The organism is Desulfovibrio sp. 86 (assembly GCF_902702915.1).
GTDB lineage: Bacteria > Desulfobacterota > Desulfovibrionia > Desulfovibrionales > Desulfovibrionaceae > Desulfovibrio.
This window is the reverse complement of the sequence record NZ_LR738849.1, coordinates 662,558-675,177: the sequence shown is the minus strand read 5'-3', so window position 1 is coordinate 675,177 and position 12,620 is coordinate 662,558. Positions and strand designations below refer to the sequence as shown.

Annotated in this window: 10 protein-coding genes; 6 read left to right on the top strand and 4 right to left on the bottom strand. The window is 60.0% G+C overall.

All coding sequences use genetic code 11. The features are described 5' to 3' along the window. Positions 1 to 9: 9 nt before the first annotated feature. Together guaA and guaB are read right to left on the bottom strand one after the other, a co-directional pair. Positions 10 to 1,545 carry a glutamine-hydrolyzing GMP synthase gene (gene guaA, locus DESU86_RS02855; RefSeq protein ID WP_179979668.1) on the bottom strand — a complete coding sequence of 512 codons (1,536 nt, stop codon included), beginning with the start codon at positions 1,543 to 1,545 and terminating at the stop codon, positions 10 to 12. 261 nt (positions 1,546 to 1,806) lie between these two features. Next, on the bottom strand, positions 1,807 to 3,264 hold the full coding sequence (gene guaB, locus DESU86_RS02850) for an IMP dehydrogenase (RefSeq protein ID WP_179979667.1): 1,458 nt from the start codon (positions 3,262 to 3,264) through the stop codon (positions 1,807 to 1,809). Between the two features lie 386 nt (positions 3,265 to 3,650). Between guaB and ffh the strand changes: the two genes are divergently transcribed. From ffh to DESU86_RS02825, 5 genes are all read left to right on the top strand, one after another. Further along, a complete protein-coding gene (gene ffh, locus DESU86_RS02845; RefSeq protein ID WP_179979666.1) occupies positions 3,651 to 5,189 on the top strand; it encodes a signal recognition particle protein in 1,539 nt (512 codons plus the stop codon). A gap of 117 nt (positions 5,190 to 5,306) precedes the next feature. Further along, positions 5,307 to 5,546 (top strand): 30S ribosomal protein S16, encoded by a 240-nt coding sequence (rpsP, locus tag DESU86_RS02840; RefSeq protein ID WP_179979665.1) that lies wholly within the window; start codon positions 5,307 to 5,309, stop codon positions 5,544 to 5,546. A gap of 157 nt (positions 5,547 to 5,703) precedes the next feature. Next, on the top strand, positions 5,704 to 5,934 hold the full coding sequence (locus tag DESU86_RS02835) for a KH domain-containing protein (RefSeq protein WP_012625423.1): 231 nt from the start codon (positions 5,704 to 5,706) through the stop codon (positions 5,932 to 5,934). 11 nt (positions 5,935 to 5,945) lie between these two features. Beyond that, complete coding sequence (gene rimM, locus DESU86_RS02830) at positions 5,946 to 6,494, top strand: ribosome maturation factor RimM (RefSeq protein WP_232088237.1); 549 nt, start codon at positions 5,946 to 5,948, stop codon at positions 6,492 to 6,494. A 699-nt stretch (positions 6,495 to 7,193) separates the two neighbouring features. After that, a complete protein-coding gene (locus DESU86_RS02825; RefSeq protein ID WP_179979664.1) occupies positions 7,194 to 8,165 on the top strand; it encodes an Fpg/Nei family DNA glycosylase in 972 nt (323 codons plus the stop codon). Positions 8,166 to 8,311: 146 nt separating this feature from the next. Here the strand turns inward: DESU86_RS02825 and DESU86_RS02820 are convergent, their stop codons facing one another. Continuing rightward, complete coding sequence (locus DESU86_RS02820; RefSeq protein WP_179979663.1) at positions 8,312 to 8,962, bottom strand: flavodoxin family protein; 651 nt, start codon at positions 8,960 to 8,962, stop codon at positions 8,312 to 8,314. 198 nt (positions 8,963 to 9,160) lie between these two features. Here DESU86_RS02820 and DESU86_RS02815 point away from each other — a divergent pair, with 198 nt between their 5' ends. Beyond that, positions 9,161 to 9,547, top strand: a complete 387-nt coding sequence (locus DESU86_RS02815; RefSeq protein WP_179979662.1) for a winged helix-turn-helix transcriptional regulator — start codon at positions 9,161 to 9,163, stop codon at positions 9,545 to 9,547. 277 nt (positions 9,548 to 9,824) lie between these two features. On the opposite strand, the gene DESU86_RS02810 is transcribed toward DESU86_RS02815, so the two are convergent. Next, complete coding sequence (locus DESU86_RS02810) at positions 9,825 to 12,581, bottom strand: ComEC/Rec2 family competence protein (RefSeq protein WP_179979661.1); 2,757 nt, start codon at positions 12,579 to 12,581, stop codon at positions 9,825 to 9,827. Positions 12,582 to 12,620 lie beyond the last annotated feature (39 nt).

Below are 12,620 nucleotides of genomic sequence, written 5' to 3'. Positions count from 1 at the left end.
AAGGCTCTCCTATTCCCATTCAATGGTGCTGGGCGGCTTGGAGGACACGTCGTAGACCACACGGTTGACGCCCTTGACCTCATTAATGATACGGCCGGACATGCGCTCGATAAGCTCGGCGGGCAGGCGGGCCCAGTCTGCGGTCATGGCGTCCACGCTATCGACCACGCGCAGGGCAATGACATGCTCATAGGTGCGTCCGTCGCCCATGACGCCCACGGTCTTGAGAGGCAGCAGCACGGCAAAGCCCTGCCAGACCTTGCGGTACCAGCCGGATTCGCGCAATTCCTGCTGCACGATCTTGTCCGCCTGACGCAGAATGCTGAGGCGCTCTTCCGTCACTTCGCCAAGCACACGGATGGCGAGGCCGGGGCCGGGGAAGGGATGCCGCCACACGATGGAGTCAGGCATGCCCAGTTCGGCAGCAACCTTGCGCACTTCGTCCTTGAAGAGTTCGCGCAAAGGCTCGATGAGCTTGAGCTTCATGGTATCGGGCAGGCCGCCCACATTGTGGTGGCTCTTGATGACCGCGCTGGGGCCCTTGTGGGAAACGGATTCGATGACATCGGGATACAGCGTGCCCTGGGCCAGAAAATCCACTTCAGGGAGTTTTTTGGCTTCTTCGTCGAAAATTTCAATAAAGGTATGACCGATGATTTTGCGCTTCTTTTCAGGATCTTCCACGCCCTTGAGCTTGGAGAGAAAGCGCTCCTGCGCCTGCACAAAATTGAGGTTGAGGTCAAAATGCTCGCGCAAAAAGCCGACCACCTCATCGCCTTCGCCAAGACGCAGCAGGCCGTTATCCACAAAAATGCAGTGCAGGCGCTTGCCTATGGCGCGGTGCAGCAGCACTGCCACAACCGTGGAGTCAATGCCGCCGGAAAGGGCGCAGACCACATGCTTGTCGCCAGCCTGCTCGGCCATTTCCTTGATCACGCGCTCCACAAAGGACGACATGGTCCAGTCGGGCTTGATGCCGACAATCTTGAAAAGGAAGTTCTGGAGCATGCGTTCGCCGTCCACGCTGTGGTGCACTTCGGGGTGGAACTGCACAGCGTAGATTTTGCGCTTTTCATCGGCCATGGCAGCGACTTCAAGCGTGCTGGTGCTGGCCGTGATGGTAAAGCCGGGCGGCGGCGCCAGAACCTTGTCGCCGTGGCTCATCCATACGCGGGTGGGCGAGGTGACGCCGTCCATCAAGATGCAGGGCGCGATGAGGTTGAGGTCGGCCGGGCCGTATTCCCGCGTGAGGGACTGGGCCAGTTGCCCGCCAAGGTTCTGGGCCAGCAGCTGCATGCCGTAGCAGATGCCGAGCACGGGCACGCCCAGTTCCAGAAAACCAGGATCCAGTGCCGGAGCGTCGGCTTCACCCACGCTGGCCGGGCCGCCGGACAGGATGACGGCCTGGGGCTTCATGGCGGCCACCTGTTCGGCGGTGGTCACACAGGAGTGGATTTCAGAATACACCCCGGCTTCGCGCACGCGCCGCGCGATAAGCTGGGTAACTTGCGAGCCGTAATCTATGATAATGACCTTGCTGGGCATAACTTCCTCATGATCTGTGCGCGCCCAGCCGGGGGCGCACCGGTTCCCTATGTGCAGGGGGCATGCGGCATTGCTGCGCCGCCAGCCTGAGCATGCTCACTGTGAGATGCGTGTTCTCAATATGTATATGGCGTCCGTCTGGGCGTCGGCAGCGCAAACACTGTGCGCCCGGCCCCGTATGGCGGATGCCTGCTCGCGCAGAGGCCAGGGCAATTTCAAGACGAAATTGCCCTGGTGTTCAATTTTTCAAAGGCACACGGCCTAATTCTCAATGCGGTAGTTGGGGGCTTCCTTGGTGATGACCACGTCGTGTACATGGCTTTCGCGCAGGCCCGCCGAGGAAATCTCGCAGAACGTGGTGTTCTCGAACAATTGTTTGAGGTTGTGCGCGCCCACATAGCCCATGCCGGAACGCAGGCCGCCCATGAGCTGGTATACCGCCTCCATCACTTGTCCACGGTAGGGCACGCGGCCCACGATGCCCTCGGGCACGAGCTTTTTGCTCTTTTCCTGGAAGTAGCGGTCGGAGCTGCCTTCCTTCATGGCGTCGATGGAGCCCATGCCGCGATAGATTTTATACGTGCGGCCCTGATACAGAATGGTTTCACCGGGGCTTTCCTCGGTGCCCGCGAACAGCGAGCCGATCATGACCGAATGCGCGCCCACGACCAGGGCCTTGACGATGTCGCCCGAAAACTTGACGCCGCCGTCAGCGATGCAGCAGCGGTTCAGTTCACGCGCGGCGCGTCCACCGTCCATAACAGCCGTTACCTGGGGCACGCCAACGCCGGCCACAATACGGGTCGTGCAGATGGAGCCGGGGCCAATGCCCACCTTGACGGTGTCGGCGCCAGCCTCAAGAATGGCCTTGGCCCCCTCATAGGTGGCCACGTTGCCAGCCACAAGCTGGCAGTTGGGGAAGGACGTTTTGACCATGCGTATGGCATTGAGGACGTTGACAGAATGCCCGTGGGCAGAATCAAGCACCAGCACGTCGACCCCGGCTTCAAGCAGCTGCTCGGCGCGGGATTCGCAATCCTTGCCAATGCCGATGGCCGCGCCAACGCGCAGGCGTCCGGCGGCATCCTTGCAGGCATTGGGGTACTTTTGCACCTTGTCGATATCCTTCATGGTGATGAGGCCGCGCAAAAGGCCGTCTTCATCAACCACAAGCAGCTTTTCAATGCGGTGTTCGTGCAGGTGCTGCTTGGCTTCTTCAAGGGAGGTGCCCATGGGCACGGTGACAAGATTTTTACTGGTCATGACGTCGGACACGCGCACGGCGTGTCCGTCTTCGATAAAGCGCACGTCACGGTTGGTGAGAATGCCCACCAGACGGCCATCTTCAACAACGGGCAGACCGGAAACGCGGAAGTCCGACATGAGGTCAAGGGCGTCCTGCACGGTATTGTTGGGTGAAATGGTCACAGGGTCGAGAATCATGCCGCTCTCGCTCTTTTTGACCCTCTCGACCTCAAGGCGTTGCCGGGCAACGGGCATGTTCTTATGGATGATGCCGATGCCGCCCATGCGCGCCATGGATATGGCCATGGCCGATTCCGTCACGGTGTCCATGGCGGCGGAGAGCAGGGGGATGCGAAGCGGAATGGAAGGGGTGAGCCAGGTGGCAATGTCCACGGCGTCAGGAGTGATGCCCGAATAGCCGGGGATGAGCAAAATATCGTCAAAGGTCAGTGCCTTGCCGCGATTGGTGAACATGACTTCCTCGTAATATGCTGGAATAATTGTTCAAATTATAGTCTGACAGAGTATCCCCTTGTGGCCCGTATGTCAATGCGGGCTGCGCCTTTGCGGGCTGCCCCCACACCGGGCACGGGCAGGGTCCCGCCATTGTCCGGCAACGTTTCCGGGAGCCGGAGGGGCCAGTTCGTGACGGGTGCCTGCGCGTACAGTTTTTGGCCGTACTTTGCAAGCCCCGGTGCGCCTTTTTCTTACAAGACTTGACGTGAGGCGGCAAACATCCTATGAATCACCACTTCGCCCCTGTAGGGGCTTTTGCGCCGTGCGGCGGCCACGAGCAGGGTATCTGCGCGAGGTAAGAACCGCACCGATTTTTGCCGCCCTGCGGCCCCTGTGGAGAATGCATGTTCGAAAGCCTTTCAGACAGACTTTCCGGCGTATTCCGCTCTTTTGGCGGACGCGGCCAGCTTACCGAAGAAAACGTGCAGGCCGGTCTGCGCGAAGTGCGGCTGGCCCTGCTGGAAGCGGACGTTAACTTCAAGGTCGTCAAAGACTTTGTTGAAAGCGTGCGCGAAAAGTGTCTTGGCCAGGAAGTGCTCAAGGGCGTGAACCCTTCCCAGCAGGTGGTCAAGATCGTCAATGACGAACTGGTAAGCCTGCTTGGCGGTGAAACCGCCGGGCTTGACCTTCAGGGGCGCGAGCCTGCGGTCATCATGCTTGTGGGTCTGCAGGGCTCGGGCAAGACCACCTCTGCGGGCAAGATAGCAAATATTTTGCGCAAGCAAAAGATGCGCCCCTATCTTGTACCTGCCGACGTGTACCGCCCTGCGGCCATTGATCAACTGACCGTGCTCGCCAAACAGCTGGACATGCCTTGCTATCCCTCCACCGTGGACATGAAGCCCGTGGACATAGCCAAGGCCGCCCTGGAAGAGGCGCGGCGCGAGCAGGCCACTGTGCTGCTGCTGGATACGGCGGGCCGTCTGCATGTGGACGAGCCCCTCATGCAGGAGCTTGAGGCCATCAAGGCGGCCGTGCGGCCGCAGGAAATTTTGTTTGTGGCTGACGCCATGACCGGCCAGGACGCCGTGACCGTGGCTGAAAGCTTCAACCAGCGCCTTGGCATCACTGGCGTTGTGCTCACCAAGATGGACGGTGATGCGCGCGGCGGCGCGGCCCTTTCCATCCGCGCGGTCACAGGCGCTCCGGTAAAATTTGTGGGCATGGGCGAAAAACTGTCGGAGATGGAAGTCTTCCACCCCGACCGCATCGCCGGGCGTATCCTGGGCATGGGCGACGTGCTGACCCTTGTGGAAAAAGCACAGAGCGCCATCAATGCCGAGGAGGCCGAAGAACTGGCCCGCAAGATGAAAAAGGCCAGTTTTGACCTTGAAGATTTTCGCACCCAGATGCGCCGCATCAAAAAGCTCGGCTCCCTGGACAGCATCCTCAAGATGATTCCGGGACTTGGCGGTTTGCGCGACAAGCTGGCCGAAGCAAGCGGCGCCATGCCCGAAAAGGAAATGGCCCGTACCGAAGCCATCATCAGTTCGATGACCATGGCCGAGAGGCGCAACCCCGACATCCTCAATGGAAGCCGCAGGGCGCGCATAGCCAAGGGCGCGGGCGTGACCGTCGCTCAGGTCAATCAGCTGGTGCGCCAGTTTGAGCAGATGCGCCAGATGATGAAGGGCATGATGGGCGGCAAGGGCGCCAAGATGCCTGCCATGCCCCGCATGCGCGGCATGCCTCCCGGCATGACCCCGCCCGGCGGTATGGGTGGGATGCCCGGCCTTGGCGGTCTGCCAGGCATGGGCGGCATGCCCGGAATGGGCGGTTTGCCCGGTATGGACGGCGCGCCCGGCGGGCGCACGGGTACCGGAAAATCGGCGGCCGCAAAAAAGCGCAAGAAAAAAGAGCGCCAAAAGCGTAAGAAAAAATAGATATTTCGCGGCAAGGAGCGCCGTCGTAACGGCAACACCTCTTTGCGCCAGGGCTTTTCCGCCCTTGCCCTTTCCCGGGCGCAACGATAACATACCACCTCAAAGGGAGTTGGACTCATGGCTGTAAAGTTGAAACTGACCCGCCTCGGAAGCAAAAAGCACCCCTTCTACCGGGTTGTGGCCGCCACTGACGAAACCCGTCGTGATGGCCGTCCGCTGGAATTCCTGGGCTATTATAACCCCATGAAGGATCCCATCGAGGTCAAACTTGATGCGGATAAAATCAAGGAATGGCTGGCTCGTGGCGCTGAACCCACGGATACCGTGCGTTCCCTGATCAAGAAACACATGGCCTAGCGCATTCCGCTAAGCTTCCGCCACGGCGGCAGACGCCCTGCGGCCTCCCGAACTATGCGAAAGCATGTTGGGTAAGGCCGTTTAGGGCAATATCGGCACTGCGCGCGGCCTTTACTGCTCCGGTCTTCTCCGGCGCAGACCCCTTTGGAGGTACTCAATGAAGGCCCTGATCGAATATATTGCCCGGTCTCTTGTAGATCATCCCGACGAAGTGCAGGTCAGCGAAGTGGAAGGCGAGCAGACTACCGTTCTGGAACTCAAGGTCGCCAAAGAAGACCTGGGCAAGGTCATTGGTAAACAGGGGCGCACGGCGCGAGCCATGCGAACCATACTGAGCGCCGCGTCCATCAAGTGCAAAAAACGCACTGTGCTGGAAATTCTGGAATAGCGCCGGATACTATGGCGGATTCATGGATTCATATGGGCACGCTTGCGCGGCCCCACGGTATCAAAGGGGAGATCTGCATCGATTGGTATGCGGACTCCCCCTTGCTTTTGACCACCCCCCTCTGGATTCAGGCGGGCGATGCCGCCCCACGTCCTATCCGGCCCCTTGCAGTGCGCAGCCATAAAGGCCGCCCGCTGCTCTTGCTGGAAGGCGTGGCAGACCGCACCGCCGCCGAAAACTTCCGGGGCTACAAGCTGCTCGCAAAGCGCGAAACCCTGCCCGAACCTGATGACGATGAGGTCTATCTGGAAGACCTGCTCGGCGGGGATGTCCTGCTGCCCAACGGGCAGCGCATCGGCAGGCTCGACCACTTCGAGTACCCCGCTGATCTGGAACTGTGGGTCATCATGACGGACGACGACCGGGAAGTGCTTTTTCCCGCCAGGCCAGAGTTTATCGTGGGCTTTGACGTGGAGGCCCCGGCTGTGGTTATTGATCCGCCGGATGGGCTGCTGGATGTTTATCTTTCGGATAGTTCGGAGAAAAAACAGGACCTGTAGGGCGGAGTTGTCGTCTGAGGTTGATTTTTGGGGCTGCTGTGTCTGTGGGCATGGCGGCTTTTTTGTGTTGTTGGGGGGGCCTGCGCGGCGGGATGGCGAAACTTCCGCTGCAAGGCTTCAAGAGAAAGCAAAGCAGGGCTTGTCCTTCGAGAGATGGTTTGTGTGCCCTGCGGGCACGGCGGCTTTTCTTTTATTTAGTTTGGGCCGCCTGCGCGGCGGGCGGCAGATGGGGGCCTCGGGGGGCTGCCAGACACAATCCTTTTGGCGAGGCCCCCTCTGCACTCCCCCCGGACGACCCCGCTGGGCTTGTCGTATACCTCCACTCCCACGGGCTGGCCGCCAAGGGCTTTCCAAACGCCATAATTCCGCGAGGGCTGCGCGGCCCCTGCTGCGGGAGCTTCCTCGCTGCGCTCGCGATCTCCCTCCGCGCCGCGCAATGCCATCCGTGAGTCTCGCTTTGGTTCGTTATGTCAGGGTATTATGGCTTCGCTGTGTATGATGGATGCTATTTGACAGAAAGACGGCTCTTGCTTGTATGGGAACAGGCGTCAGTTGTAGAAAAGTAAATGTGGTGGTCTGCGTTGGCATGCGCCACAATGGGCTTGGGCCGTGTCGCCCTTTGTGTCTGCGAGCAAGCCGTTTGCAATGTCTTGCCATGCGGGCAGAATGTCTTATCTTTCCGGCAAACAGAGGAACATCATGCCCGAACTGCCAGAAGTAGAAACCATCGCCCGAACCTTGCGGCCGCATGTGCAGGGCTGCGTTATCACCAACGCCCAAGTGCTGCGCGCCACCAGCCAGCACCCTCTCAGCCTTCCGCTGGAAAATCTGCGCGGCTGCCGCATTGCGGAAGTCGGGCGGCGCGGCAAGCTGCTCCTGTTGCAGCTTGACGCCTCAAACGCAGAAAATGCCGCTGTGCGTGGGTGCAAAGACCTGCGGCTTGCCGTGCATCTGCGCATGACCGGGCGGCTTATGACCTATGCGCCCCAAACAGCCCCAGGCCCGCACACCCGTTGCGTTTTTGATCTGGATATTCCCGCTTCGCAGGTAGAGACTCAGAAAGATACTGCTGCGGCGCGTGACGGGCATACGCCTTTCGTTCAGGTGAAAGACGCACAGGATCAGCTGAAGGACACGGCCTCTGACATGGACGAAGGGCCGCGCCGTCTGTTTTTCGACGACGTGCGCGCATTCGGCCTCGTGCTGGCGGGCACGCCCGAGATATTTGATCGCTGGCCCTTCTGGAGCGAACTTGGCCCGGAACCCCTGACCCTGACGCCCAAAAATTTCGCCAAAAGCCTCTCTGGCAGAAAATCGGCCATCAAGGCTGTGCTGCTGGATCAGAAAATCCTGGCTGGCGTGGGCAACATCTATGCGGATGAAAGCCTGTTTGCGGCAGGCATTGACCCGCGTCGCAAAGCGGCAGATCTCACCCGTGATCAAATGGATAGCCTCTTGAAAGCGTTGCAGGACGTGCTGTTGCTGTCCATTTCACAGTGCGGCAGTTCCATTCGTGATTACAAGGACGCCGACGGCAATGCAGGCGCATTTCAGAATACCTTTGCGGTCTATGGACGTGGCGGCCAACCCTGCAAAAAATGCGGCCACCCCCTTGAAAAAGCCAGAGTCGCAGGGCGTGGCACCGTGTACTGTTCGCAGTGCCAACGGTAAGGCCATATAAGCAGACAGGATTGTAAAGGATGTTGGCGTTGAAGGTGTTGTGCTGCGCTGCGGCAGTCAACGTCGCAGCCAAAGATGCTGGCAGTCCGGCGTCATGAGCGGCGGGCGGCCGCCCGCCGCTCATGAACTTAACTACCTCAGGGTCGGGCCATGGCCATGCCCAGTTCAAAGGCCTTCTGGCAGTCCTTGGGGAACTCTTCATTTTTGTGTTTGAGCTTGGCTTCTTCGGAGAAGCACTCCACCTTGTACTTGCTGTAGTCCGTAAACTGACAGGTGTCGTTCACATACAGCACCGAGGGCGGCGTCAGCATCCTGCCCGTAAAATACTCCATTCCGGAGAGATGTTCGGGATAGTCCATGCTCCGCATGAAGGCTTCAGTGACGTTCATTGTGTAGATGAAGGCTGTTTTCATCTTCTTGGGGGCAATGGAAGAATAGGTGGCGTCATATACCAGGTAAGGGAAAAGAAAGCGTTCAAAAAATGAACGCATTTCGCCCGTAATGCCCTTGAAATAGATGGGCGAGCCAAAGATAATGCCGTCAGCGAGAGAAATTTTTTCCAGTATTGGGGCCAGATCGTCCTTTACGGCGCATTTTCCATAGGACTTTCCGCCAAGCTTTTTGCATTCAAAACAGCTGATACAGCCTTTATACGTGTAGTCATAGAGGTGCAGCATTTCGGTCTGTGCGTCAGGCTGCACTGCGGCCACGCCTTCAAGAGCCTTGGCCAGCACAGTGGCCGTATTGTGCTTTTTTCTGGCACTTCCGTTAATGGCGTAATATTTCATGGTTTTCTCCTTATGAACAGTACGGGGTTTCATTCTTGCGCCTGCGTTCGGCGCGTTGTATCGACAGATATACTTTAAAAGAAGGGCGGGTTAGAAAACAAGTACGCAGTTTTTTCTAACCTGGAATACGGGTTTTCACCTGTGCCGCAAAATGCGGTCAACATCCCGTCGCACAAGGCTTTTCAAGGAGCGTCAGGCATGAAGGCAAAGATGACGGTGGGCTACAGTACGGCACTGCCGCGTGAAAGTGTATATGATATTCCTTGTCCCCTCATCCACGCCCTTAACCTCATAGGCGGCAAATGGAAATTGCCCATTCTCTGGCATCTGGCCGACACGGGCGGCTGCGGATTCAATGCCCTTGGCCGCGAAGTGAGGGGCATAACCAACATGATGCTTGGCAAATGCCTGAAAGAGCTGGAACGCGACGGTCTGGTCAGCAAAACGGAACTTGCTTCGGGCAAGGTACGCCGCGTGAAATATGCCCTGACCCCGCAAGGCTGGCGTTTGCTGCCAACCCTGAAAGAACTCTACCAGTGGGGGAAGGAGCATCTGGGTGTGGAGTCCGTTTGCCAGCAGGCCTAGGCGCATCCCGACAGGACATAGTTTCCTACATTTAGAGCGGTATGACTTTGAAAATGATTGCCTGATCTAATGCTGCTCAAGAATGCTGCGCTCCGCAATGTAGCGAGTACCCAGGCGAAAATCGCATTTTTCGGCAGAATGACAACATTACAGCGCGTGATATCAAGAAAGTACGGTCTCTGGAGCTCCCACTCCTAAAACATAATAAAGGTTTTAGGGGGAGGGGGTGTGGGGGAGGGACCCTTTTGCAAAAGGGTCCCTCCCCCACAAAAGATATCTATTCCTCTGCCTGCTCGTCGTGGGCAGGATTTTCGTGCAGTGGCCTTTGCGTCTGCACGCGCAGGGTTGTATGTGCGGCTTCATTTTTCCGTTTTGCGCGGCCCGGCGCGCTTGTCCAGCTCATGCTTATCTGCCCGTCCCGACCTGTGAACAGCAGGGGAATCCCCGCGCTGTCCAGCCACTCCCGTACCTTTTTTCCCGGATATCCGTATCGGTTTTCAAAGCCGCAGGCCGCCACCGCAACTTCGGGCTGTACGGCCTCATACAGATCGGGCAGATAGCTGCTGTCCGACCCGTGATGGGGCAGCACCAGCACCTGGGCCCGCAGGTCCAGCCCCTGATCAATCATGTGGCGTAGCGAGCGGCGTTCGGCGTCGCCCGGAATGAGCGCCAGCCCCTGTCCATAGCGGGTCAGCCGTGCCACCAGCGAGGCGTTGTTGCCGTCCCAGGTTTCGCGGGCGGCAGTGCCCGCGCCGCGTGCGCTCCTGTCGGTGCGCGGCGGGTGCAGTATCTCCAGTTGCAGACCATAGGCCGGGTCGCCCAGTTGCAGCACATCCCCTTGGGCAAGGGGCTGGGCCCCGTATTGTCGGCGTGTTTGCGCCCATATGGCGGCCCAGCCGCCTCTGGCGTCGCCGCTGTCGCGCCCGTTGTCAAAAAAGGCGCTTACAGAGAACTGCCGCAGGATATGCACAAGCCCCCCCATGTGATCCAGATCCGGGTGGCTGTTGAGCACGGCCTTCAGGCGGGGACCGTCGTTGTAGAGCAGCACCGGGGCCACGATGTTCTGGCCGGGGTCAAAGCGCGGCGAAGCGCTGCCGCCGCCGTCCAGCAGCAGGCGCATGTGCCCCGGCAGTCGCAGCGCAACGGCCTGGCTCTGGCCCACGTCCAGCACCTCCAGGCGGATTTCGGGCGAAAGGCGTTCCGCCAGCCGCAGCATGGGGCCGACCAGCAGCAGAAGTCCCCCTGCCAGCAACAGACGTTGCGCCGCTGCCGGCAGGGTGGGGCGTCCTGCCTTGAAGGCCAGAGCCGTGAGCAGGGCGGCAAAAGCCGGCAGGGCCGTCCAGTGGGGGCGCAGCATGGAGGGCGCCAGCAAAAGATCGTTTGCGGCCAGCCAGGCCAGCAGGTCCACCAGCCATTGGCAGGGCAGGGTCGCCAGATCCAGAACCAGGCGGGCCAATGTTTCCAGGCCAAGGGCCGCGCATGCCAGGCCCAGCACAGAGGCGGGCAGCACAAAAAGATCGGCCACAGGAAGCCACGCCACATTGAGCGGAAACCAGAACCCCGCATTGCCGAAAAGCAGCATGTTCAGCGGCAGCAGAACCACCTGGATGCAGAGCGAAACAAGAAAAATCCGCAGCAGGGCGCGTCCCCATTGGGCCAGGCGCGCGCGCCACCCTGACGTGGGCGCACCGTCAAATCCCGGCATGAGTTCCCGCAGCCAGGGCAGGCTCAGACCGATGGCCCCCACGCACAGGGCCGAGAGTTGCAGCCCTGTATCAAACACATTGAGCGGCGCGGCCACTGTGATGCACAGCAGCGCCGCGCACAGGGCATCCAGGGTGGTGCGCGGGCGGCCTATGGTCAACCACAGAGCCACCACAAAGAGCATGACCGTGGCCCGCAAAAGCGACGCGGGGGCGTTGCCCAGCCATAAATAGGCAAGGGCCGGAGGCAGTGAGGCCAGTATGACCCAGAGCGTGTGTGGCCGGTGAAGATAGATGCCAGGCCGCAAGCGCGCCAAAGTCAGCACGCAGGCCAGCCCGAGCATACCCGCGATAACAAGGTGTTGCCCCGAAAGGGCCAGGCTGTGTACCAGGGTGGCTGCGATAAAATTGTTCAGCGTGGCCTGATCGAGATACTGCCTGTCGCCAAAGAGCAGGGCCAGCAGGATGGCCTTGCCCTGAGGCATGTCTTCCGCGCCGGGAGGAGGAGAGTGGGCTGAAGGCTTTGGGGCGGCGTCAGAAAGCGCGGAGGACGCGGCATGGTCTGCAAGGGGCAACGACCGGGGAGCAACCAGAGCTGCGAGAAAATCTGCGCGCAGGGCCTCGCGCCAGCGGCTGGAACGCCCTGGTTCGCCGTGCAGTTGGGGGTCTGCGCGCCTGTCCTGAGTCCACATGCGCCAGTAGACGCCCTGCGCGGCCCACCAGAGTTCCCACGCGGCCTGTCCCTTGTTGGCAAAACCCTGCATGGGCATGGGCCGGAGACTGAGGCAAAGGATTTGCCCCGGCAATGGGTGCGAAGGGGGATGTTCCCAGGTGAGCGCCGTCTGGCCTGACAATGGCATGTTCTGGCTGGATAAAGGCGCGGCCAGGCCGGATTTTGGCACAGTCTGCGCGGGGGCTGGCGTAGCCGTGTTCCCGCCTCTGGCCTGTTCCGGATGTCCGTCCCCCTCTGGGGCCAGATCAGCGAGCAAAAGCCGCAAACGCTGGTCGGGCAATCCCTGGCTGTCGGTGACAGTGCCGCAAACCCGCACTTTTTTGCCTGCCTGCGCCAACCAGGGGGGCCGTTCCGGGTCGGAAAAGCCGTGCCGCCACGGGCTGCCGTACAACTGCCACTGCGCCGTCAGCAGACCCGCCAGCGCCAGCAGAGCGCAGAAAGCCAGTGGGGCTGCCTGCCACAGGCGTTTATCCGCCAGAAGTAAAAGGAAAAAACAAAGAAGGGTCTGGTGCGGCCATACGGCGGCGGCAATGCCGCCTATCCAGAAGCACAGGCAGGTCTGCCAGAACAGCGGGGCTTGCAGTGGCGGATAACGCATGCTTTTCCGTGCCCGTAAAAAACCTCCGTCCGGCAGCCG